The organism is Komagataeibacter diospyri, from assembly GCF_043995075.1.
GTDB lineage: Bacteria > Pseudomonadota > Alphaproteobacteria > Acetobacterales > Acetobacteraceae > Komagataeibacter > Komagataeibacter diospyri.
Genome location: NZ_CP171836.1, coordinates 1,018,475 through 1,041,215 on the forward strand (window position 1 = coordinate 1,018,475; position 22,741 = coordinate 1,041,215).

The 22,741-nt window shown below is 59.8% G+C and carries 29 protein-coding genes and 1 tRNA gene; 9 read left to right on the top strand and 21 right to left on the bottom strand.

Annotation, left to right across the window (positions count from 1 at the left end):
* The first annotated feature begins 299 nt into the window (after positions 1-299).
* Positions 300-1,015 (top strand): IS5 family transposase gene (locus ACE2AA_RS04630; RefSeq protein ID WP_395372127.1). Its coding sequence is split into 2 segments (ribosomal slippage): positions 300-600 and positions 600-1,015, totalling 717 coding nucleotides; the frame shifts between segments, so codons are not numbered across the junction.
* Between the two features lie 40 nt (positions 1,016-1,055).
* Here the strand turns inward: ACE2AA_RS04630 and ACE2AA_RS04635 are convergent.
* The 11 genes from ACE2AA_RS04635 to ACE2AA_RS04685 form a co-directional block, all read right to left on the bottom strand.
* On the bottom strand, positions 1,056-1,958 hold the full coding sequence (locus ACE2AA_RS04635; protein ID WP_395371463.1) for a hypothetical protein: 903 nt from the start codon (positions 1,956-1,958) through the stop codon (positions 1,056-1,058).
* 332 nt (positions 1,959-2,290) lie between these two features.
* Positions 2,291-2,425 (bottom strand): hypothetical protein, encoded by a 135-nt coding sequence (locus ACE2AA_RS04640; RefSeq protein ID WP_395371465.1) that lies wholly within the window; start codon positions 2,423-2,425, stop codon positions 2,291-2,293.
* Positions 2,422-3,048 (bottom strand): hypothetical protein, encoded by a 627-nt coding sequence (locus tag ACE2AA_RS04645; RefSeq protein WP_395371467.1) that lies wholly within the window; start codon positions 3,046-3,048, stop codon positions 2,422-2,424. The genes ACE2AA_RS04640 and ACE2AA_RS04645 overlap by 4 nt, the downstream gene beginning before the upstream one ends.
* Before the next feature lie 159 nt (positions 3,049-3,207).
* Positions 3,208-3,534: a hypothetical protein gene (locus ACE2AA_RS04650; protein WP_395371469.1), complete on the bottom strand. Its 327-nt coding sequence runs from the start codon at positions 3,532-3,534 to the stop codon at positions 3,208-3,210.
* A gap of 146 nt (positions 3,535-3,680) precedes the next feature.
* Positions 3,681-4,019, bottom strand: coding sequence for a hypothetical protein (locus ACE2AA_RS04655; protein ID WP_395371471.1), 339 nt, complete (start codon positions 4,017-4,019; stop codon positions 3,681-3,683).
* A 1-nt stretch (position 4,020) separates the two neighbouring features.
* On the bottom strand, positions 4,021-4,458 hold the full coding sequence (locus tag ACE2AA_RS04660) for a structural protein (protein ID WP_395371473.1): 438 nt from the start codon (positions 4,456-4,458) through the stop codon (positions 4,021-4,023).
* 16 nt (positions 4,459-4,474) lie between these two features.
* Positions 4,475-4,783: a hypothetical protein gene (locus tag ACE2AA_RS04665; protein ID WP_141300273.1), complete on the bottom strand. Its 309-nt coding sequence runs from the start codon at positions 4,781-4,783 to the stop codon at positions 4,475-4,477.
* A gap of 71 nt (positions 4,784-4,854) precedes the next feature.
* Positions 4,855-5,388, bottom strand: coding sequence for a hypothetical protein (locus ACE2AA_RS04670; RefSeq protein WP_395371475.1), 534 nt, complete (start codon positions 5,386-5,388; stop codon positions 4,855-4,857).
* 7 nt (positions 5,389-5,395) lie between these two features.
* Positions 5,396-6,163, bottom strand: a complete 768-nt coding sequence (locus tag ACE2AA_RS04675) for a phage portal protein (protein WP_395371477.1) — start codon at positions 6,161-6,163, stop codon at positions 5,396-5,398.
* A complete protein-coding gene (locus tag ACE2AA_RS04680; RefSeq protein ID WP_395371479.1) occupies positions 6,048-6,542 on the bottom strand; it encodes a hypothetical protein in 495 nt (164 codons plus the stop codon). Before ACE2AA_RS04680 ends, ACE2AA_RS04675 begins: the two co-directional genes overlap by 116 nt.
* Complete coding sequence (locus tag ACE2AA_RS04685) at positions 6,496-6,774, bottom strand: hypothetical protein (RefSeq protein WP_395371481.1); 279 nt, start codon at positions 6,772-6,774, stop codon at positions 6,496-6,498. The genes ACE2AA_RS04680 and ACE2AA_RS04685 overlap by 47 nt, the downstream gene beginning before the upstream one ends.
* A gap of 149 nt (positions 6,775-6,923) precedes the next feature.
* Between ACE2AA_RS04685 and ACE2AA_RS04690 the strand changes: the two genes are divergently transcribed.
* A complete protein-coding gene (locus ACE2AA_RS04690) occupies positions 6,924-7,238 on the top strand; it encodes a hypothetical protein (protein ID WP_395371483.1) in 315 nt (104 codons plus the stop codon).
* A 116-nt stretch (positions 7,239-7,354) separates the two neighbouring features.
* Here the strand turns inward: ACE2AA_RS04690 and ACE2AA_RS04695 are convergent, their stop codons facing one another.
* The 5 genes from ACE2AA_RS04695 to gatC form a co-directional block, all read right to left on the bottom strand.
* Positions 7,355-7,594, bottom strand: a complete 240-nt coding sequence (locus ACE2AA_RS04695) for a hypothetical protein (protein ID WP_395371485.1) — start codon at positions 7,592-7,594, stop codon at positions 7,355-7,357.
* 206 nt (positions 7,595-7,800) lie between these two features.
* A tRNA-Ser gene (locus tag ACE2AA_RS04700) sits at positions 7,801-7,893 on the bottom strand.
* 99 nt (positions 7,894-7,992) lie between these two features.
* The gene (gene gatB / locus ACE2AA_RS04705; protein ID WP_141260085.1) at positions 7,993-9,441 is read right to left on the bottom strand and encodes an Asp-tRNA(Asn)/Glu-tRNA(Gln) amidotransferase subunit GatB; all 1,449 of its coding nucleotides are present in this window, start codon (positions 9,439-9,441) and stop codon (positions 7,993-7,995) included.
* Entirely contained in the window at positions 9,438-10,922 is a 1,485-nt protein-coding gene (gatA, locus tag ACE2AA_RS04710) for an Asp-tRNA(Asn)/Glu-tRNA(Gln) amidotransferase subunit GatA (protein ID WP_141299968.1), read from the bottom strand. The genes gatB and gatA overlap by 4 nt, the downstream gene beginning before the upstream one ends.
* Position 10,923: 1 nt before the next feature.
* A complete protein-coding gene (gene gatC / locus ACE2AA_RS04715; RefSeq protein WP_010511548.1) occupies positions 10,924-11,211 on the bottom strand; it encodes an Asp-tRNA(Asn)/Glu-tRNA(Gln) amidotransferase subunit GatC in 288 nt (95 codons plus the stop codon).
* Positions 11,212-11,286: 75 nt separating this feature from the next.
* On the opposite strand from gatC, the gene ruvX reads away from it, so the two are divergent.
* From ruvX to ACE2AA_RS04730, 3 genes are all read left to right on the top strand, one after another.
* On the top strand, positions 11,287-11,763 hold the full coding sequence (gene ruvX, locus ACE2AA_RS04720) for a Holliday junction resolvase RuvX (protein ID WP_141260087.1): 477 nt from the start codon (positions 11,287-11,289) through the stop codon (positions 11,761-11,763).
* Between the two features lie 165 nt (positions 11,764-11,928).
* A complete protein-coding gene (locus ACE2AA_RS04725) occupies positions 11,929-12,858 on the top strand; it encodes an MIP/aquaporin family protein (protein WP_141260088.1) in 930 nt (309 codons plus the stop codon).
* Between the two features lie 138 nt (positions 12,859-12,996).
* Positions 12,997-14,631 carry a dihydroxyacetone kinase subunit DhaK gene (locus ACE2AA_RS04730; protein WP_395371489.1) on the top strand — a complete coding sequence of 545 codons (1,635 nt, stop codon included), beginning with the start codon at positions 12,997-12,999 and terminating at the stop codon, positions 14,629-14,631.
* Positions 14,632-14,716: 85 nt separating this feature from the next.
* Here the strand turns inward: ACE2AA_RS04730 and ACE2AA_RS04735 are convergent, their stop codons facing one another.
* From ACE2AA_RS04735 to ACE2AA_RS04745, 3 genes are all read right to left on the bottom strand, one after another.
* Positions 14,717-15,067: a zinc ribbon domain-containing protein YjdM gene (locus tag ACE2AA_RS04735; protein ID WP_193558337.1), complete on the bottom strand. Its 351-nt coding sequence runs from the start codon at positions 15,065-15,067 to the stop codon at positions 14,717-14,719.
* Between the two features lie 157 nt (positions 15,068-15,224).
* Positions 15,225-15,371: a hypothetical protein gene (locus ACE2AA_RS04740; RefSeq protein ID WP_162851920.1), complete on the bottom strand. Its 147-nt coding sequence runs from the start codon at positions 15,369-15,371 to the stop codon at positions 15,225-15,227.
* 699 nt (positions 15,372-16,070) lie between these two features.
* Entirely contained in the window at positions 16,071-17,243 is a 1,173-nt protein-coding gene (locus ACE2AA_RS04745; protein ID WP_395371492.1) for an alpha/beta hydrolase family protein, read from the bottom strand.
* Positions 17,244-17,353: 110 nt separating this feature from the next.
* Between ACE2AA_RS04745 and ACE2AA_RS04750 the strand changes: the two genes are divergently transcribed.
* Positions 17,354-18,343, top strand: coding sequence for a helix-turn-helix domain-containing protein (locus tag ACE2AA_RS04750; RefSeq protein ID WP_395371494.1), 990 nt, complete (start codon positions 17,354-17,356; stop codon positions 18,341-18,343).
* Between the two features lie 253 nt (positions 18,344-18,596).
* On the top strand, positions 18,597-19,103 hold the full coding sequence (locus ACE2AA_RS04755) for a YaiI/YqxD family protein (RefSeq protein WP_141260092.1): 507 nt from the start codon (positions 18,597-18,599) through the stop codon (positions 19,101-19,103).
* Between the two features lie 56 nt (positions 19,104-19,159).
* Here the strand turns inward: ACE2AA_RS04755 and pgm are convergent, their stop codons facing one another.
* The gene (gene pgm / locus ACE2AA_RS04760; protein WP_395371496.1) at positions 19,160-20,824 is read right to left on the bottom strand and encodes a phosphoglucomutase (alpha-D-glucose-1,6-bisphosphate-dependent); all 1,665 of its coding nucleotides are present in this window, start codon (positions 20,822-20,824) and stop codon (positions 19,160-19,162) included.
* A gap of 282 nt (positions 20,825-21,106) precedes the next feature.
* Here pgm and ACE2AA_RS04765 point away from each other — a divergent pair, with 282 nt between their 5' ends.
* Positions 21,107-21,454: a hypothetical protein gene (locus ACE2AA_RS04765; protein WP_395371498.1), complete on the top strand. Its 348-nt coding sequence runs from the start codon at positions 21,107-21,109 to the stop codon at positions 21,452-21,454.
* A 39-nt stretch (positions 21,455-21,493) separates the two neighbouring features.
* On the opposite strand, the gene ACE2AA_RS04770 is transcribed toward ACE2AA_RS04765, so the two are convergent.
* Complete coding sequence (locus ACE2AA_RS04770) at positions 21,494-21,943, bottom strand: Fur family transcriptional regulator (RefSeq protein ID WP_141260095.1); 450 nt, start codon at positions 21,941-21,943, stop codon at positions 21,494-21,496.
* A 147-nt stretch (positions 21,944-22,090) separates the two neighbouring features.
* Between ACE2AA_RS04770 and ACE2AA_RS04775 the strand changes: the two genes are divergently transcribed.
* Positions 22,091-22,741 (top strand): hypothetical protein, encoded by a 651-nt coding sequence (locus ACE2AA_RS04775; protein ID WP_395371500.1) that lies wholly within the window; start codon positions 22,091-22,093, stop codon positions 22,739-22,741.

Below are 22,741 nucleotides of genomic sequence, written 5' to 3' on the forward strand. Positions count from 1 at the left end.
GACCTTCCGCATCCCCTCCATAACCGTCTGTCCGCTCTACATGAGCAATGCAGACAGGCGGCACTCGCCTACATATGCGACGCTTGGGAAATATAAGAGATTTTGAGAAAGCGGACATGTGCTAAGATAGAGTGTTCTCAAGAGGGCTTAAGGGCACTCTACGGCGTGTCGTCAGTTAAGCCCTGAGTGTGGCACGTGAGGGTTGTACTTTGTGTCTGCGTGTGCTGACTGTTTTCCCGTTTTTTGGGGGAGACAGACAGATGCGGCGCTATGGTTTACGCGATGACCAGTAGGAGCGGATAAAGGATTTTCTTCCCGGTCGAGAAGGCTATGTCGGCGGCACTGCGGCGGACAACCGTCTGTTCTTGGAGGCGGTGCTGTATCGCTATCACGCGGGTATTCCATGGCGCGACCTTCCTGCCCGTTTCGGGGACTGGAAAAACGTGCACCGGCGTCTGCGCCGCTGGTGTGAAAGCGGCGTCATCGAACGGGTATTTCGTTATCTGGCCGCTGATCATGACAACGAATACATGATGATCGACAGCACAATTGTCCGGGCGCATCAGCATAGTGCCGGAGCTCTCAGAAAAGGGGCACGGATCAGGCCATCGGACGATCACGAGGCGGGTTGACCACAAAGATCCATGCCATCTGCGACGCTCTGGGTAATCCGGTGGAACTCGGCATCACACCGGGACAGGATGCCGATATCACCCAGGCGGAACCGCTTCTGGAAAACATCGACCCAGATGCTTTCCTCGCTGACAAGGCGTATGACACGGACAGGTTGATCGATCGGTTGATACAGCGCGGGATTACCCCGGTCATCCCGCCAAAACGCAACAGAACGACACGACGGAAAACCGATTTTTCTCTCTACCGCGAACGGAACCTTGTTGAGAGGTTCTTCAATAAACTCAAGCAGTTTCGCGCTATCGCAACCCGCTACGATAAACTGAAATCGACCTTCCTCGCAGCCGTGCAGTTCGCCTCAATCATCATCCTGCTTAACTGACGACACGCCGTAATAAGTGCACAATAAAATACAACGAAAATTAATCAAAAATATCTACGGAAATATAAACGTTAGCTTTTTCCAATACGTATTTCATATCATCTGAGAACTCTGAGTTATTTTTGTAGTTTTCAAAAATAGGACCCGTCTTAAAAGGTGATGTTTTTGAAAACTCGTCTTGAACAAATTTCGCCACTTCAAGTGCTTCTCTATCAAAGAATAATGTTGTGTTGTTTCCAATGCCAGGAATCATCGAATTTATCATGATACATTGTCTGAAAACGACCCTCTGGAAGCAACCAAATACTACAGAAAACCCTTTATTTTCGATTTCATTTTTTATTATTCTTAGCATTTCCGCTGAATAATTTCCAGAAGCGTTTGGATCTATATTTATTAGGATAACTTTTTTACCAATGGAGTTTTTGAACGGGCTCATTCCTAGGAAAAGTCCCTTTTTAACACCCAAGCCCAAAATATGGGATTGGATATCATTGTCTTCCTGTCGCACCTTAACTGAATTTACTTCAGAATTTATGAATTTAATGGAAGAGTCTAAATTATTGACTATTTTCAATTCTTCGGAGGATTTTTTTTCAGCTTCAGAGGCATTCTTTTCGGCGCTTTCTATTTTTTTTCGAATATCTCCAAACTTTGTTATTCCGTAAAATCCCACAGAAAAAGTAATTGTGGTTACGCAAATACCAATACATATTGTTATTATCTTTATTCTTTTAAATATAATATCTTCAACTTTATCCGATAGAGACCTAACTAAATTTTCTTCCGATATTAATTTTTCAGAAATCGCCTCTTCAGCATAGTTTTTTATTATTTCCTCAGATTTTCTTCCAATCAAGCGGCAGCCACAGTTTGCGCAAAATCTTGAATTTTGCGGAGAGGCGGTATGGCAAACTGGACAGTTTCTTTCTTCGTTGCTCAAGTTGCAGATCTCTTTTGTGAATAAAAGGCATGTAGAAGAATTTACTAATTTTCTCTTAGAGTGGCACCTCGGTCAATTACCTATGTTGGTAATTCTATGTCGTCTTTCTGAGAGGCTCACCTGGTAGCAGACGTTCCACACTCCCCCGATTGTGTTGAAAAAGTCAGGTTGAGATGTCCGATCTTGATTTAGTGTGCAATTCGGAATGAAGATTACACATGATTACAACGTTCTATACGTTGCGATTTTGAACTAAAATTTCAGACGGGGGGTTGGCAAAACTTTTTCAACACAATCCCCCCAAGGCAGTCATATTGACGCATATCCAGTTCTTACTCCAGCCCACGATCCCGTAGCTGCACTGCCATATAAAGCGTATGCAGCTTGAGCGGGATCGTGACCAGCAGCCCGATAAGGACGACAACGCCGCCCGCACCGGAGATGACGCCCTCCATGAAGGGCGTCATGCTGTCACGCCCAGCACCTTGAGCGCCTGCTGCACCTGTGCCTGGGACGGTGCAGCAGCACCGGACAGCCGCGCGCCCACGTGCCGGCGTGCGGCCACGCTGTCCAGCAGGGCTTTGAAGGCCGACACGATGGTGCCCAGCGCGTTCAGGGCCGTGTTGGCATCGGACAGGTCCGTGCTGGAGACCTTGGTCGAGACCCCGCTGATCGCAGCACTCAGGTCGCTTTTCACCTTGGTCAGCGCAGACAGGATGCTGTCCACCCGGCTTTTGCAGTTCGTGTCGTCATAGGTGATGGTCAGCGTGGATCCGGCCGCCGTGGAAAAATCGCTCAGGGCCGTGGACAGCGCCGTATCAGCCAGCCCGATGATGCCGACGGCAGGGGTGCCGATGGCGCTGGCCACGGCCGCGATGCTCAGGACGGTCGTGACGGCATTGAGGCCCGCCTGACTGTAATCCTTGATCTCGGCCACGTTGATCGTGACGGTGGTGACGTTGCCGGTCCTGCTGACCGAGCAGGCAGAAAGGGAAGCCACCACCGCGATGCCGGCTGCCGTCATCAGTCCCATACCGAGGAACCGGCGGCGGCCGCCATCAATGGCGACGAAGTTTACACGCTGGGTCATGGACCAGTTTTCCAGTCTTGATATGAAAATAGTCCACCCGCGCCACAACGCCGCAGGAAACCGGCGTTTTCCGTGTGATGCAGGTGGACCGGTTTACAGGTGGCGGGATGCGGGGAGACCGGCGGCCGGTTTACAGACCGGCCGGATCAGGTTGACAGATCAGCGGACGGGCTGTCCGGGCACGACCGGATGCGGGGCCTCGGCTCTGGCAGGCGCAACCGTGGCGGCCACTGTTGCCGGCTTCGCCTCGATCGCGGTTTTCAGGTCAGCAACGCCGCCCACGATCTTCGTGACGGCGGCATCCACACCGGCAAGGTCGAGGTTCGGGGCCGCGCGCGCGACAATCACGGGGATCAGCAGCTGCAGCACGGTGCCGGCCAGCTGGATGTCAGCCTGCGTGGCGGCCGTGTCCTTCCTGCCCAGCGCGGTTTCAAGCAGCCCTTCCAGCGCGGGAATGGCGGTGCTGGTGGTGGTGTCATCGGCCATGTCTGGCGTCTCCATAAAAAAACCGCCTTGCGGGCGGTTACTCTGGGTTGTGTTTCTTTACATAAATGCGCGTTCCGGCTGTGTATCCTGCGCGCGCAGCCCCGGCCTTTATCGGCCGTCCAACCACAGGGCCGGGGCTGTAGCAGTCAGGCAGGCGGGGCGGCGCGCACCGGTGGTTTGCCCGGCCTGGTGGACCCGGGTGGCACATCAAGGCGCTGTTCAACTTCCTTGCGCGGAACCGTTGCGGGGACCATCGCGGCCTTTTTGCCCGGCTGGTAGGCGGGCAGGTTCCAGCCGCGCGCCTGGGCAACGGCGGTGACGATGGTCCAGACCAGCACCCATTTCGACGTGGGATCCGGCGGCCGCCAGAACCGCGCGATCAGGGCGCAGGTCGAGATCAGGAACGACACGATGACCACGATGTCACCGGCATACTGCGCGGGGAGCATCGACAGGACATCCTGCAGGAGGGAGACAGGATCCATATCAGACCTCAACGACAGGCTGTGACGGGGCAGGTGCCGCGTGCAGCGCCTGGTCGATCTGGGCCAGACCGAGATGACCCGGCCCGTTCTCCACTGTTGCGATCCCCGCGATCAGCGCCCGCTGGGTGGCCGGGTCGCGCAGGTCCAGCACGGTATCGGGCTGCACGCCCATATGGCTGCAAAGGGCGTAAATATAGGCTCCGGTGGGGTTCTCGCGGGCGGGCGCATAGACGGATATGATGGCGGAAACCGTGGTCAGCCCCCGCTCACCATAGCGCAGCAGCTGGTCGCGCAGCGCGCGGATGCCATCCGCCATGGTGGAGAAGGCGGCAAAGCGGGGGCAGGGCACGCCGGTTTCCAGATGCGCGCCGGGCTGGCCGACATAGTCCAGGTTGCCCGGATTGTTGTTGCGGATGCCGCGCGGGATTTTTACAGTCATGTCATGGTTCCTGCGTTCAGGGATGCCCACCGTGCAGGAGATGCGTGACCCAGTCGCAGAAGGGCGGATAGGCGAACAGGGCGGCCGCCACGGTGCCGATGACGGTGATCAGGCCGACGGTCGCGGCCCCGATCATCTTGATGGCCTTCATGCCACCGATCAGCTGGCCCATACATGCGCGCATCTCGGTCGACAGGGTACGGACCTCGACCCGCAGGGCGCGCAGGTCCGTCTCGGTTGATTCGACCTTGGTCTCGACACGGACAAGCCGGTCACGCAGCTGGGGATCTTCACCGAACCCCAGCACTCTCCACAGAATGAACATCAGATTTCCAGGCAATAAAAAACCGCCTCGTCGGGCGGTCGGGCAGGCGCAGAACGGGCTGGAGACCCGTGTCAGGTGGCGGCAGCGGCCGCCTGCGCTGTCGTGGTCGTAGCCGTCTGGGTCGTGGTCGACGCAGTGGTGCCGGACGTGTTGTCCGTGGGGGCCGGAGGCAGCGCGGTGCTGGTCGTATCCGTCCCGCTGGCGATGGCCCTGAGCGCCTTGAGGTAGGTTGTCCATTCCGTGGGCGGCGTCTCGCCCAGGCAGCCATATTCATCCCACATCAGGTCCGATGCGGCGGAGAAGGCTGTCGCCGCCTGCTGCTGGAGCGTGATGGGCGGGGCGTACGTGAAAGTTGCCGTCGTCGTCACGGTAGTCAGGTCAATGACGGCGCCATTGCCGGCAACCGCTTCGGGCGCCCCGTTGGCATCGGCCCTGATCGTTGCCCCCTTTGCCTGCGCCGCCATGAGGGCGGCATAATCGGCAGCGGTTACGTCGATCGCGTCGGTCGGGACGGCGCTGCTGATCCCGACCAGATAGAAGCCGCCTGTCGCGGGCGAGAATTTGGCCTGCGGGGGCTGTGCTGTCGTCTGCGTGCTGTCGGTCATATGTGTCTTACGCCATCCCTATTGCGATGTATGAGCCGGTCATCGTCGCATTCTGCGTGCGGCAGGCGACCGAGAATTTCCCGCCGCTGACGTTCGATGACCAGATCCATGCCTGTTCCTGCTGGCCGTATCCCGTCACGTCCGTGGCGTTGCCGGCCAGCGCGATGAACAGCGTGGAAAAAGCAATTGGCCATGAGACGCCGATACCAGCCGAGCATTCGTAAATCCCGTTGGTCAGACCGTTATCCGTGACGCCGGAGAACGTCCCCCACTGGATCAGGATGGACTGTGTCGCGCTGACCCACATCATCTGGGTGAAGGTCAGGCGGCACCCGGCATCACAGAACCGATCTTCATCCTCGGCCCAGCAGCGCCAGTGCGCATCGATTTCACGCGCCAATTCCTCGGCCCACATGGCATCGAAACTGTAGCCGGTACGGACACGCAGGCTGCGGTAGTCGCGCTTGGTGATGGGGCGAAACGTGCCGCCGATGGCGTTGTCCAGCACGCGGGTGATGGCGCCAGAGGCCCAGCCGTCATTGCGCACCAGGTCACGGATGCGCGCGACGATGCGGTCGCGGTAGACGTTTAGCTCGACATCAGGCGACCAGTTCAGCGGGTTCCATGCCGCCATGTGCGGACTGGTGATGTCCGCCGCATCATAGGGTGTCTGTCCGAAACCGCCGTTCAGTGCTGCAGCGCGACGCGGGCGGGGCCGCTGGACCGGCAGCACCGCGCGGTATGAGGGCTGCCGGACAAAAATGAGAATAGGCACCACGTTGCCGGGGCCGACGAGCTTGTAGATGCCCCTTGGCCCGACCATTCCCTTTCTCGCGGGCGATGAAGTATTCCGATCGCTGGCCACGGGCGTTCAGCCCCTTGCGGGCCAGCCGCTTTGCCGTGCGATCGGTCATATTCTGCAGCGGGCCCTGCATCAGGCCCAGACGGCTGAGGATGCGCACGATCTCGCCGCGCTGGATGTTGCCGTAGGCGTCCAGAGGCGCACCGCGACCGGGCACCCAGTACTGATCGCCCACAATGGGACGCAGCGCCTTTTCCGATTTCTTCATCGGGCGCGGGCCGCCGAAGATTTCGGGGCGCAGGTAATCATACGCGGCGGTTCCCCCGGGGGCGAGCAAAGTCGCGCGTGGCAACCCATGCCGTCTGGTCCTGTGGCGTTGCAGTGCGCACGAAGAAGGCGTTTTTCGTCCAGGGCTTGGGGTTGTTGAAAACCTCTTCCATGCGGGACTGGACCGCGCACTTGGCAACGCCTGCCACGCGGTTCAGGCCATGGGTAATGGCACCGGGCAGTTCGTCCTTTGTTAGTTGGGCGAATGCCTGGAACAGGGCCGAGCCATCGACTGATACCTTGAGATCGAGTGGCATACCTACTTCCTTATGGTAATACGAAAGTCATGCCATTTTTTAGAATGGTAAATCTCTATTATTCAGTATTATTGTATATAATTCGATGCTCCTTTCTGCATATTCTATGACATTCTCCATTGCATATTCAGTTACAGAAGGAATATTACATGTCAGAAAACAATAAAGGGGCAGACCCGCGCGAAGTTCTATCACCTCGGGACAAGTGGGAACTGGTCGACGTTCTGCATGAAGGTCGGTGGTGGTCAATGGCCATAGGTTATTGGACGGATGAAGACGGGAAGCGTCCTGTTCTGGCCCAGCGATGGAATGGCGATGAAGGAGATAAGGGAAATCCACTTTCTCGTGGCTATCCTACCTGGTTCATACTGCCGAGCGAGACCTACAGTCTTTACTTTGGGAGCGACTTCATACCCGATGATAAAAAATCAAAAGTCGTAGATTTTCTTCTTAAGAAGTCATAATTCCCTTCACACGAAATACATGATCACCGCGCCAATTGGGATGCCAGTCGCTTTCTGCGCTCCTCACGGGATGCGGTTGACGGCGCAGATGTAACAACCTGCGCCACGGCTTTCATTCATGCCGCCAGGGCAGTGGCGTTTCGTGCCGCCGTCTCTTCCTCCATGGAGACAACCATGGTGTTGACATCCCACGTCGCGGCCCAGCCGGGCGGGCTTTCCCACGGCATGCGGGGGAGGCCGAACAGGAAGGCCATGACGTTGGTCATGGTCATGAGGTCGAGCGCTTCGTTGCGGGCGTTGCCTTTGCAGTGCGGCGGCTGAAAGCGGGGGGAACCATCTACCGCCTGTCCCGACACCTTGGACACAGTTCCGTGAAGGTGACCGAACAGAATTATCTGGGCTTCCTGACCGTCGAGGAACAGGAGCGCGTCCAGTTCCAGGCGGAGCAGATTTTTGCAGCACCTACCACAATTTCTACCACAGCAGCCTGAAAAACCGTCCAGAAACGACCAAAGCGCCCCGTGGGGCGCTTGGCAATTTCCTGAATATTTTCAAGAAGTTCTGGCGGAGGGGAAGGGATTCGAACCCTCGATACGACTTGACATCGTATAACGGTTTAGCAAACCGCCGCCTTCAGCCACTCGGCCACCCCTCCGCCGAAGAGCGCGCATTATAAGTAACACGGCGTTTGCAGGGCTGCTTTTAGCGTGTTGCCGCAACCCTGCAAAGCCCCAAAATGCACTAAACCCCGTTTTTACAGAACTTTTTTCAGGGCTTCGTTCACGATGGCCGGATTGGCCTTACCTGCCATGGCTTTCATCACCTGGCCCACGAAAAATCCGAACAGCCGGTCCTTGCCGCCGCGATATTCCTCGACCTTGTCCGCATTGCGCGCCAGCACGTCGGCCACGGCGGCGTCGATCGCACCGGTATCGGTTACCTGCTTCAGGCCCTTGCGTTCCACGATGTCGGCGGCACTGTCGCCAGTTTCCAGCATATCCTCGAAGACTTCCTTGGCAATCTTGCCATTGATGGTCTTGTCGGCCATCAGGTCCAGCATGCCGCCCAGCGCCTGCGCTGAAATCGGACTGTCTTGAATGCTGCGGCCCGTGCGGTTCAGCGCACCGAACAGATCACCCGTGACCCAGTTGGCGGCCAGGCGGGAATCGCGGCCCTTGGCCACTTCCTCATAGTAATCGGCAATGGCCTGCTCGGCCACCAGCACGCTGGCGTCGTAGCGGGGAATGCCATACTGTTTGATGAAGCGGTCACGCTTGTCATCGGGCAGTTCGGGCAGGGCACGCTCCAGTTCGTCCACCCATGTCTGTTCCACCACCAGCGGCAGCAGGTCGGGGTCGGGGAAATAGCGGTAATCGTGCGCATCTTCCTTGCTACGCAGGGAACGGGTCTCGTTGCGCGACGGATCGAACAGGCGGGTTTCCTGATCGACCTCGCCACCGTCCTCCCATACCTCGATCTGGCGCGTGGCCTCGACCTCGATGGCATGCATGACGTAACGGATGGAGTTGACGTTCTTGATCTCGCAGCGCGTGCGGAAGGGCTCACCCGCCTTGCGCACCGACACGTTCACGTCGGCACGCATGGACCCTTCCTCCATGTTCCCATCACATGTGCCAAGATAACGCAGGATCTGGCGCAGCTTGCGCAGGTAGGCGCCGGCTTCTTCCGGACTGCGGATGTCGGGTTCGCTCACGATCTCCATCAGCGCGACACCGGCGCGGTTCAGGTCGATGAAGGACCGCGTCGGGTCCTGATCGTGCATGGACTTGCCCGCATCCTGTTCCATATGCAGGCGCGTGATGCCGATATGGCGCACCGTGCCGTCGCTCAGTTCGATCTCGACCGTACCTTCGCCCACGATGGGATGGGTAAACTGGCTGATCTGATAGCCGGTCGGCAGATCGGCATAGAAGTAGTTCTTGCGGTCAAACCGGCTTTCCAGGTTGATGCGCGCGCGCAGCCCCAGCCCGGTGCGGATGGCCTGCGCCACGCATTCGTGGTTCAGGACCGGCAGCATGCCGGGAAAGCCCGCGTCAACAAGGCTGACATGGGTATTGGGTTCCCCACCATACGAGGCGGAGGCCCCGGAAAACAGTTTGGAATGGCTGATGACCTGTGCGTGGACTTCCAGACCCACCACGATTTCCCACGTGCCGGTCCTGCCTTCGAGTGTGTAGCTCATTTCGCGCCCTCCGCACGGATGGCAGGCCGGTGGGTAAAGCCCGCCGCACTTTCCAGCGCGCTACCTGCGGCCAGCAGGGTTTCCTCGTCAAACGGGCGGCCGATCAGCTGCAGGCCAAGCGGCAGGCCGGTAGCCCCAAGCCCCACGGGCACGGACATGGCGGGCATGCCAGCCATGGATGCCGGCACGGTGAAAATATCATTCAGGTACATCTGGACCGGATCATCCGTCTTTTCCCCCTGCGCGAAGGCGGGTGTCGGCGCGGTGGGGGTCAGCAATACGTCAACCTTCTGGAAGCTTTCGGTGAAGTCGCGGCGGATCAGGCTGCGGACCTTCTGCGCCTTCAGGTAATAGGCATCGTAATAACCTGCCGAAAGCACATAGGTCCCCATCATGATACGGCGGCGCACTTCGGGGCCGAAACCCGCACGACGGGTGGCTTCGTACATCGCGTCCAGCGTATCGCCCGGAACCCGTTCCCCAAAGCGCAGGCCGTCATAGCGGGCCAGGTTGGATGAACATTCGGCGGGGGCCACGATATAATAGGTGGCAAGACCATATTTGGTGTGGGGCAGGGAGACATCGACAATCTCGCACCCTGCGGCCTTCAGCCACTCGATACCCCGCTGCCAGGCAGCCTCGATCTCGGCAGACAGGCCCTCGGCGCGGTATTCGGCGGGAATGCCCACCTTCAGCCCCTTCAGGCTGCGGCCAACGGCTGCGGAATAATCCGGTACGTCGCAGTTGACGCTGGTGCTGTCACGCACATCAAAGCCCGCCATGGACTGCAGCATGATCGCGCAGTCGCGCACGCTGCGCGCCATGGGACCAGCCTGATCCAGTGACGATGCATAGGCAATCGTGCCAAACCGGCTGCACCGGCCATAAGTCGGCTTCAGCCCGACAATGCCGCAATAGGCCGCGGGCTGGCGGATGGACCCGCCGGTGTCGGTGCCCGTCGCCCCCATGGCAAGGCCAGCAGCCACGGCAGCGGCAGACCCACCCGATGACCCGCCGGGCACAAGTGCTGCATCATCACCATTGCGCTTCCACGGGTTTTCCACCGGCCCGAAGGCGGAGGTGATGTTGGCCGACCCCATGGCGAATTCGTCAAGATTGGTCTTGCCCACAAACACCGCGCCATCACGCAGCAGGTTGGCCGTCACCGTGCTTTCATACGGGGGGACAAAGTTTTTCAGGATATTGCTCGCCGCCGTGGTCCGCACACCACTGGTGCAGAACAGGTCCTTGATCCCCAGCGGGATGCCGGTCAGGGGCTTTGCCTCACCCCTGGCCAGTGCTTCATCCGCATGGGTGGCAGCCTGCAGCGCCGCATCCGACGTGGTGGTGATGTATGCGTTCAGGCGCGGGTTCAGCGCGGCAATGGCATCCGTATGCGCGCGCACCAGTTCCACGGCGCTGAATTTGCGCGCGCGCAGTCCCGCTGCCGCATCGGCAATCGTCAGTTCGGTCAGGCTCATCTTATTCAACAACCTTGGGCACGGTATAGAAGGGGCCAACGGCATCGGGCGCGTTGGACAGCACGGCGTCGCGGCAGTTGCCGTCGGTCACCACGTCGTCACGCGTGCGCAGGGCGGCGTGGCCCGTGCCGACCATGGGGGTGACCCCTTCGACATCGACCTCGTTCAGCTGCTCGACCCAGCCTAGGATCCCGTTAAGTTCCCCTTGCAGGGCAGGAAGATCAGACTCGTCAATACCAATCCGTGCCAGTCTGGCAATGCGGCGGACGGTCGCGGGATCAAGCGACATGAAGCAATAACTTTCCATCGTAACAGGGGAAGAATATCCTGCGGCGCAGGACCGAAAAGGAACATACCCCCGACCATGCCCCTGTTCAACATATCCGATCTGCGCGCAGCCCTGCAGCCCAACCAGCGCCTGCTTGGCCTTGACCCCGGAAAGAAGACGATTGGCATCGCCCTGTCGGATGTGGGACTTATGCTGGCATCCCCCCATACGGGGCTGAAACGCGGAAAACTGTCGGTCAATGCCGCTGAAATCAGCAAAATCGCCCGTATGCAGGATGTAGGCGGGCTGGTGGTCGGCCTGCCGCTGTCGCTGGATGGCAGCTTTGGCCCGGCAGCGCAGGCGGCACGGGACTGGACACTCAACCTGTCGGACATGACAGGACTGCCGGCCGCGATGTGGGATGAACGGCTGTCATCATCCGCCGTTAACCGCTTCCTGATTTCGGAAGCCGACATGACCCGCCAGCGGCGCGGCGAAGTGGTGGACCAGATGGCGGCCGCCTACATACTGCAGGCCGCCCTTGATGCCTCGATCCCGCACGAACAGGCATAAGGGCGATTTCGAATTCGTGATGGCATGACTGGATTGTGCCAAAACCGGACCCGACCGGTGCGGGGACTGCTATGGTGGTTCCTACCACCGGCGCGCACCGGGAGGTGATCCTTCCCCCTATGCCTTTTCCGCCGGAGCCATGTTGCATAAACAAGGATACCGGCCATGCGCCTGCCGCACCTGCATCTGCCCTACCTGCACGTCCATGTGCATGACCGCCCGCTGGCAGGCGACCCGCACCCACACAACCCCTTCCACTGGAAGCTGTATTTCTGCGAGGCGATCGCCACCGCCATCCTCATGATCCTTGGCCTTAGCGCGGTCATCCTGCTGACCGCACCCGGCAGCCCGTTTTCATCACCGCTCATGCACCATCCCTATATCCAGACCGCGCTGTGCGGGCTGTGCTTCGGCCTGTCGGGCACGGCTGCGGCCATGACACCGTTTGGCAAGGTCAGCGGGGCGCATATCAATCCATCCGTCACCCTGGCGTTCTCGCTCGCCAAGCGGATCGGTGGGGTGGATGCACTGAATTACATGATTGCACAGGTCATCGGCGCCTTTCTTGGCACGGCTGTCGTGTATGAAGCGGGCAGGCTGATCGCATGGTGGGGCAACATGGCCGTCGCCGTACGGTATGGAGCGACCGTGCCGTATGGCCAGATTTCGATCTGGTGGGCGATGTGGTCAGAAATGTTCGTGACCGCCGCCCTGATCGCCATGCTGTACTGGCTGGCGGCCCACCCGAAATGGAAGTTCATCACTCCGTGGTCAGGCGGGCTGTTCTTCCTGATCATGAACCCGGTGACGGCATGGCTGTCGGGCAACAGCGTCAATTTCGCGCGCACACTGGCCCCGGCCCTGTTCGCAGGGCAGTGGACGGGGCTGTGGATCTATGTGGTGGGGCCGTTCGCGGGGGCGTCGCTTGCGGTCATGGCCATCCGCATGAACCTGCTGGGCAAGCTGCACCTGCTGGAGGCGCGGCTGGTCAATTTCGGCCACCATGGCCGCGTGCCTGGACTGGATGACCCGCACCGCAAGCTCAACCATCCCGACGATCCCGACCACATTCCCCCTGGCGCAGGCCCGGCCTGAAAGACCTGGCCATCGGGCTGGCCCGCATCTGGCGCAACCCACGAATGACATATTCCGTTGTTTTGTTTGGACGGCATTAACGGTCATAGTCGCCAGCCGCCATGCCCGACATGGCCCGTCGAGGGAGAGATCATAATAATGAAGCGTTTTTTCAACACGCGCGACACCATTGTAACCGAGGCCCTGGACGGGTTCCTGAGATCAGCGGCGGGCAGTCACCTGTGCCGACTGGATGGCTACCCCGACACCTGCGTCATCATGCAGCGCGAACCGGATCGCGCGCAGGTATCGGTCATTTCGGGTGGCGGATCGGGCCATGAACCCGCCCATGCGGGCTTTGTCGGGCGCGGGATGCTGACGGCGGCGGTATGCGGCGCGCTGTTTGCATCCCCCTGTGTGGACGCGATCGTGGCCGCCATTCTGGCCACCACGGGGGACGCAGGCTGCCTGCTGGTGGTCAAGAACTATACGGGCGACCGGCTGAACTTTGGCCTGGCGGCGGAACGTGCGCGCGCATTGGGCAAACAGGTGGAAATGGTGATTGTGGGCGATGATATCGCCCTGCCGGATTCCACAACTCCGCGTGGGGTGGCGGGCACGGTGCTGGCGCACAAGCTGGCGGGGTATGGGGTGACACAGAACTGGCCGCTGTCACGGGTGGCGGAATTCGTGCGCGACGGGGTGAAGCGCATGCGCACCATCGGCCTGGCGCTGGAGGACTGCAATCCTTATGAATCCGGTCGCACCAGCCGTCTTTCAGCCGATCAGGCCGAACTGGGTCTTGGCATCCATGGCGAACCCGGGGCACAGCGCATTGCCATGGCCAGTGCGCGCGATCTTGTGCACACCGCCGCCGATACGCTGGAAGCCTGCCTGCCCACCACTGTCCGCAACACCCGTTTCGCGCTGGTGCTGAACAACCTTGGCACGGTGCCGGAAGTGGAGATGGCGCTGCTGCTGGAAGCCTTCAGCCAGACGCCGCTGGCCCGCCGGGTATCGCATGTCATTGGCCCGGCACCGCTTATGACCGCGCTGGACATGAACGGTTTTTCATTCACGCTGATCGAACTGGACGGTGCGATCACCACGGCGCTGCAGGCCCCGGCACAGCCACGCGCATGGCCCGGCATTGTTCCGCTGGGCAGCCCCGCAGTCGTGCCCATGCCCCATATGCCCGATGCTTTTCCGTATCCTGCAACACCCAACCCCGCGCTACGGCAGGTGCTGGAACGCGGAGCGGAGGTCCTGATCGCCAATGAAGTGGCGCTGAACGAACTGGATGGCCGGATCGGTGATGGGGACGCAGGATCCACCTTCGCCGGTGCGGCGCGTGAGATCACGGCGGCACTCGACCGCCTGCCGCTGTCTGACCCGCATCATCTCATGACCACCATAAGCAACATCCTGACCCAGCATGCAGGCGGATCGAGTGGCGTGCTGTTCGCCATCATGTTCTCGGCAGCCGGACGCAGCCCCGAACCCTGGCGGCAGGCATTGCGCGACGGACTGGAGCACATGATGGAATGCGGTGGCGCAAAACCGGGTGACCGCACCATGATCGACGCGCTGTACCCCGCGCTGGAAGTGCTGGCGACCGGCGGCAGCCTGCCGGATGTGGCGCTGGCGGCACGACAGGGCGCAGAATCCACCACCACGATGGAAAGCGCCCGCGCCGGCCGCGCCGCCTATGTGCCAAGCGCGCAGGTGCGCGACGTGCCAGACCCGGGTGCCGAAGCCGTGGCACGCCTGCTGGAAGGGCTGGCGGCTGGCTGAACGGACAGGGCAGGGGACAGGCGATCATTCACCTGTCCCTGAATTTTTTTGAAAAAAGATTCACTAAAAGACCTTTAACGGTCTTTCATGCCTTTTTCACGAATTCCGATTTCAGGTTGATCGCACCCACACCACTGATCCTGCAGGCAATGTTGTGCCCGTCCGCCGCATCGACCAGCCGGATACCCCGGACCTTCGTCCCGCCCTTGATGACCGAGGACGCTCCCTTGATCTTCAGGTCCTTGATAACGGTCACGCTATCCCCATCGGCCAGTATGTTACCGTTGGTGTCGCGTATTTCAGCCATGTTTCCGGCTGTCGTGCCGTCGCTATCCTGCGGGTTCCATTCATATCCACATTCGGGGCAGTTCCACAGGCTGCCATCGGGATAGACGTGTTCGCACCCACACTGGGGGCATGTCATGTCAGCTTCCATCATCATCCTCACTATCCGGGACCGCGCTCATACAGCACGGACCCACATGCAGGAAAGACATGGATCATGCGACCGCACGCTTTCGCGCCCGATCTGCCATGATTCAGCCGACAGGCCGCCCGGGCAGATACCCCGATACGGCCTGACGTTATGATGTTTACTGCTGCGGCGCCGTACCCCCATGGGTGCTGACACCGGGGCCACCACCATCATCCGATCCACCACCGGCGGGCTTTGGCTTGTCACACCCGGCAAGACAGCCAAGGACAGCCACCGCCATCATCATCCGCGCAAGGTTTTGCATTGGTTTTCTCCTCTCCAGCTATTCTGGCCTTCAAGGGGGGATAACCGTCGTACCGCGCCACGGTTGCGTGCCAAAACAGGGCAACGCCTGACAAGCAGCGCCACGCAGGCCATTTCACGCATCCGCACGCAGCAGCGATGGCGGTACTGGAAGGAAGGATATTCCATCCGGTGCGATCCGTATTTCGGGGCTGTCCCTAACGGACAGCCTGCTTTCGGAAAAAACGTTCGACAGCCAGCATGCCCAGTAATAACGCGACGCCAAAGCCCTCGCGCGCATGATCGATGAGGTAACGCATGACAGCCTCCTCCTCTGACTTGTTAGCAAGATAGTGACGTATCCACCCCGAAATCGGAAGCAAAAACGCACATTGCGTGCTTCACAATTACCTTGCGTCCCCGCACGGCCATTCTCTGGAGGGGAGGCCAATAAACCACCACCCGGCGTTCATTCAGCACCTGTCTTCCGCCCCCCGTCCCAATAAAGGTTTTACGATCACTATATAAATGTCCGGTATGGGCGGTAATCAGACCCGATGATGCGATCATGGCCGGGCTATGGCCATGTAATTTTCTCCAGTCAAAAAACATCCCCGACACCTTCAATGCCGAGGAAGGGTCTTTAACATCATTGTAATACCGGACATTACGGCCCTGCCTGTGACCAGGCCAGTCCATCAATACGCAGGCAGGCCACAGATCAGCCGAATTTACGCACCATCCAGTCAAAGAACGTCGCGTGCCACAGGGTCGGTGCGCCAAGCTGGCAATGTTCCGCGCCGCCTGACTGGACATCGAACATGACCGTTTCCACCGACCGCGCATGGGTGCAGGCATGGGCAAAATCCTCGGCCTGCGAGGCCGGGATGAAATGGTCCCGTTCACCCACAAGCGTCAGTACATCCGCCGTGATCTTTTCCGCAACACCCGCCAGCGTATAGGATTTCAGCGCCTCCAGAACCTGTTCCAGCGAGCTGACACCCAGCGTCCACAGCGCATTGTCCAGCGCCCATGCGATATCGGGGTTTTTCACGGCATCGGGATCCCGCGCCGCGGCGGCATAACGCTGCGCAACACTGCCCATGTCAAAAAAGACATCATAAGCCACCACGCCATCAATCCGGCCATCAAACGCCGCGACACGCGGCGCAAGGTAGCCCCCCATGCTCATGCCCACCAACACCGTGCGACGGGGTGTGAACCATGTAGCCTGAAAATGATCCAGCACCGCCGCCGTGGGCTTTTCCCATTGCGGGGTGAAGGGCAGGCCATATTGACGCAAGGCAGCACCCTGTCCCGGCCCTTCGTAGGTCAGGACACCATAACCGCGGTCATGCGCTGCCCTGACCAGAACGAAATACAGTTCCTCCAGCGTGGAATCATATCCGCCACCCAACACGATCAGCGGTCGCGCCTGCCATCCTGCCGGGCCGGGATAGACGATGCCCCGCAACTGTCCGTTTTCGTACGGCACGGTAAAACGTTCATGCGCAATGGCCGAAAGACGCATGCCATTGTCAAAAGCCGCTACCTGTCGCGCCCACGCCATCTGGCGGCGCGGGTCATGGGGAGAAAGCAGGAATTCCGCCGTACGCCAGTAATTATGGGCGCGCAGCCATGCATGGCCGCAGCTTAGCGGATCGGCGCAATGAGGGATGCGGTCCTCGGTCCTGGTAGCGAGGGCGGAAAACTGCGCGTACCAGTCATTGCTGTCGCCATCCGCAATCTGGCTGATCGCCATCAGCACTTCATTCAGGTCTGCCCCACCGGCCGCAATGTGGTTCAGTGTGCGCAGGGTCTGGAAATGGAAGGTCTGGTTACGGAAAAACCGTGACAGCCCACGATCGGGCAGGGGAGCGACGGGTTGCGACATCGGGTACCTCGGTTACGGATCAAAAACCGGAACATGATACCGGCCACCCATGAGCGTATTTGACATATTGTGCCATTGACCTGACAATTTACGCCATAATGGGGACTGGCATGGTTACGACAGTCGAGGCCGTACTGGCGGCCGCACTCCAGGCCGGATACCTTAACATGGGTGAAGTCCGGCGCATTATGACGCGAACAGGAACCGTGCCGGATGGCCCGGGCCGTCCGGCGCGCCTGCGTGCAGCGATATGGAATGAACTGCTAGCCCCGCATGATGTCGACCACGGGTTGGGGATCACACTGGCGCTGAATGCGGGAGCGCATGATTTTGGCGTAATGGGCGAACTGGTCAGCCATTGCGATAGCCTGCTGGATGCCTACCGCGTAATCGGTCGCTACAGCCGCCTGCTGCACCCCGATATCGATATTCGGGCCACAAGACAGGCGGGACGCATTGAAATACATTATACCCTGCTGCGCGCGGACCAGCGTATTGCATCGGCAATACTGGCGGCAGGGCAGTTGTGGGCGCTGACCCTGCTGGCACGACTGCCCCGCACGACGCTGGGGCTGGATGTTACCCCCCTGCGCATGGACATGGCCTGTCCGCCACCCCGACCGGGACCATGGCAGAAGGCGGAACATGTCCTTGGCTGCCCGATCCATTTCGGACAGAAGCACTACCGGCTGGTATTCGACCGTGCGCCGCTGGAACGCCGCCAGCACCTTGAAACCCGGCCCGCGCGCTTTTTTCTGGAGGAACTGGCCCGCCGTATGCTGGCCGAAATGCCCGCACAATCTGACATGCCGACCCGGGTTGCTGAAAGCCTGCGCGCACGCCTGCCATCGGGACGGGTATCTGTTACCGACGTGGCAGGCGATCTGGGCGTATCATCCCGCACGTTGCAGCGCAGGCTGGCGGCAGACAAAAGCTGTTTCCGCGATATTCTGGACCGCGTCAGGCGGCGCGAGGCCAGACACCTGCTACAGACGGGACAATATACAAAAAACGAAATCTCGTTCCTGCTGGGCTACGCCGAACAGTCGGTATTCGCCCATGCGCTACGCCGGTGGGCAAAATCTGCCTGCATGGATTAAAAACTGATTAAAAAAAACATAAAGAATTTTTTGAGTGAAGATTGTTTTTAACTTCATGAAACGCGGTCTTTTTTAACAAAAGCGGCACCCCAGAACTTTTATATTATTGTCCATATGACCTGCGATCCGTTCTGGCCGATCCGCTGTCAGCTTGCCAACAGACGGCAGGCGGGACTAGTACAGTCGGCATGTTGCTATACGTGCCTGACTTTGGTCACCGCCTGTCCGCTCCCCTATGTGAAGGGCGCATGCATTGACACGGATTTTCATTGATGCCGATGCCTGTCCCGTGCGGGATGAGACCTATCGCGTGGCGCTACGCTACAGGCTGCAGACCTATGTGGTATCAAACCGCATGATCGCGGTGCCCGATACGCCCCTGATTGAACGGGTGGTGGTGACACAGGGCATGGATGTGGCGGATGACTGGATTGCCGAACATGCCACAGCCCACGACATTGTCATTTCCGCCGATATCCCGCTGGCCGCGCGCTGTGTTGCGAACGGGGCCTGCGTGCTGGAACCGCGCGGACGGATACTGGATCAGGATGCGATTGGCATGGCGCTGGCCATGCGCAACCTGATGACGGACCTGCGCGATACCGGTGCGGTCATGCAGGGTAGCCGTGGCTTTACCCGCGCCGACCGTTCTACATTCCTGTCCGCGCTGGACACGGCAGTAGTCAGGGCACGCAGGCAGGCCACAGGCCATGGGCGCACGCTGCCGGTCATCCCTAAAAAAAATGCCGCCTGCCCATAACGGACGCGCGGCACCAGCCCATGCCCCGATAACGGGACATGGGGACGGCTTGCAAATCAGCCAGCCTTTTTGGCAGCCTTGGCGAACAGGGCGGAAATTGCATCCTGTGCCTCGGTCTGGATGGCCTTGAGGTGCGCCTCGCTCTTGAAGCTTTCGGCATAGATCTTATAGACGTTTTCCGTGCCTGACGGACGGGCGGCAAACCAGCCGTCCTTTGCCGAAACCTTCAGCCCGCCAATGGCCGCCCCGTTGCCAGGGGCGTTGGTCAGGGTGGTTACGATCGGCTCACCCGCCAGTTCGGTCATGCCGATCTGCTCGGGCGAGAGGTTCTTCAGGATGGCCTTCTGTTCCGGGTCGGCGGGGGCGTCGATACGCGCATAGTACGGCGTGCCGAGACGCCTGGTCATGTCCTCATACGCAGCACCCGGAGAGCGCTTGGTGCGGGCCGTGATCTCGGCGGCCAGCAGGCCAAGGATAATGCCGTCCTTGTCCGTGCTCCACACCGTACCGGCACGGCGCAGGAAGGACGCACCCGCGCTTTCTTCCCCGCCAAAGCCCAGCGTGCCATGGTACAGACCATCGACAAACCACTTGAACCCGACCGGCACTTCCACCAGCTTGCGACCGATTTCCTTGGCTACACGGTCGATCATGCTGCTGCTGACTACAGTCTTTCCCACACCCGCGCTGGCGTTCCAGTTTTCACGGTTGTTGAACAGGTATTCAATCGCAACGGCCAGATAGTGGTTGGGGTTCATAAGCCCGTACCTGCCCGACACGATACCATGACGGTCGGCATCGGTATCATTGGCGAAAGCGATGTCGAACCTGTCCTTCATCCCCACCAGACGCGCCATGGCGTAGGGGGATGAACAGTCCATGCGGATCTGCCCGTCCCAGTCGGCAGTCATGAAGCGGAAGGTCGGATCCACTTCCTTGCTGACGATCGTGGCGTTGATGCCGTATTTGTCGATGATCGGCTGCCAGTAATCCACCGCGGCCCCACCCAGCGGATCAATGCCGATGGACACACCGGATTCACGGATCGCATCCATGTCCACCACGGCGGCCAGATCGTCCACATACGGTGTGATGTAATCATGACGTTTTGTGGTGGGGGCCTTCAGCGCATCATCGAGACTGACGCGCTGCACGCCTTCCATCTTTTTGGCCATGTAGTCATTGGCCGCACCTTCCACCACCTTCGTGATGTCGGTATCCGCCGGGCCACCATGGGGGGGATTGTACTTGTAGCCACCATCTTCCGGCGGGTTATGCGACGGGGTAATCACCACGCCATCGGCAAGGTCCGTACTGCGGTCACGGTTATAGGTCAGGATCGCGTGCGAGATGACCGGGGTCGGGGTGTAGCCGTCCTGCGCATCGATGCGGACTTCCACACCATTGGCCGCGAACACTTCCAGCGCGGATTTCAGTGCGGGACGGGAGAGCGCATGGGTGTCAATGCCGATGAACAGCGGCCCGGTAATGCCCGCGCCCTTGCGGTAATCGGCAATCGCCTGGCTGATCGACAGGATGTGGTTTTCATTGAAGCTGGTGGTCAGCGAGGAACCACGGTGCCCCGACGTACCAAACGCCACGCGCTGCGTTGCAACGGCGGGGTCGGGCTTGCGGGCATAATAGGCATCAAGCAGGGCGTCGATATTGACAAGACGGTCCGGATCGACCGGCTTGCCGGCAAATGGGCTTATGCTGGGCATTGACTGCTCCCGAAATACGATATGAAAAAGCGCATATTCTACAAATTCCCTTACAGCCCGATACAGGCAGCGTCCACCCGCAAACCGTCCCCGCGCATGGGGGACAGCACGGCCGGATAACGGTGCACGGGATGAAAAAGGACATGCATCATGCCCGGACACTGGCGCGTGAATTATGATGCCAGCATTGAACTATATCAAAATCCGGACCTTTTCCGCTGTCCTGTCCATCCATCACGTTCCTGCGCACGGGTTGCGGGGCAGGGGGGATGACCCCATCATATGTTTATGAACAATGCCATCCCGCCCGACGGCCAAGCGCCGGTAGAAATGGACCCTGAACAGTTGCGCCGTCAGCGGCTGGAACGGCTGCTGCGCCGCCTGCCCGCGCGGGGAGAACAGGCCATGCGCTGGCTTTTGCAGCCGGGACGGGGATGGCTGCGGGCCATTCTGGGCGGCATGCTGATCGTGGGCGGCCTGCTGAGCTTCCTGCCTGTGCTGGGGGTATGGATGCTGCCGCTGGGCCTTATCCTGCTGGCGGAGGACGTGCCCCCGCTACGCAAGCTGACCGCGCGCATGCTGGAATGGATCGAACGCCGCCACCCCAGATGGATGGCGCCGGCCCCCTGACCACCAAGGGATGCTATCAGGCGGGGTGAGAAATGCAGGTCAGTCGCGCGTACGCGTCTTCGCTTTCCTGCGGCCGACAACGGACAGGCGGGTCGTGACGAGGTCATAGCCCATCTGGCGTACGATTCCCTCAAGCAGGGAATCCAGTTCGGTATTCTCGAATTCAATGACCTTGCCGGTATCGGCATCGATCAGATGATAGTGATCGCCATGGTCGCCATCCGCCACTTCGTACCGCGCACGGCCACCGCCAAAGTCACGGCGCTGCAGGATGCCGTTTTCTTCAAACAGGCGTACGGTACGGTACACCGTCGCAATTGAAATGCGCGGGTCCACTTCCACCGCACGGCGGTACAGTTCCTCCACATCCGGATGGTCATCACTGTCAGACAGGACGAAGGCAATCGTCCGACGTTGGCCTGTCAGTTTCAGGCCGCGCTGGCGGCACAGGTCCGCCAGGGGGGAATCGGGGGAATTCGGCTCTTTCATCGTTCTGTAACGTAATCCAGACAGGCCGCCGCGGTCCAGTAGGGATAAGACGTTATGCACGTCGATTTTAATTGCAAATGATAATCTTTCTCATTATCACCATTTTACAGACATAACAGGGAGCGGGCTTCGCCAAGGCCCGAGCGGATGATGACCAACACGACAGTTTTCATGAATGATCTTTCGTGCAGCGAACGCCTGCTGGTCTGGTGCGTGCGCCGTCTTAGTGGCGCGGGTGAGGGGACGGGCCATATGCCCGGCCTGGCCCTGCCATGCTTCCGGTCGGACTTCGCCGCCGTGGCCGATGCTTTCCGCATGGCGCTGGGGCGGCTGCGCGCCTACCAGAATGGCCCGATGGATGTGGCGATCTGCAGTGCAACACACCTGACAGGTACGGAAAACCGCTTCCTCATCGCTGCCGCAGCAGCACAGGAAGGGCGCGAGGCCGAAGTACGCCGCACGCTGCGGCCGGTCTTCACTCACCATCATGTCCTGTCCCCCTTTGCCGCCGCCATCACCCAGCTTGGGGCCTGCATGGCGGGCGCTGGCTACTGGCTTCCGCGCCGGGGCCATAACGGCGGGGGCAGCAGCCCGCCCGCGCACAGCCTGCGCTGGACCCGACCACAGATCGCCGAGGGGGCAGGCGTCCATGGCGTGGCCTCCGCCATGCCCGCAGCCGCACCGCAACCCGTGGGCGCGGGCTGCCTTGCAGCCATGCGCTGGCATAGTGCCGACATGGGCACGGCCCACATCATGTGGCCCAGCAACGCCACCGTCGCACAGACCGGCGGTCTGTAG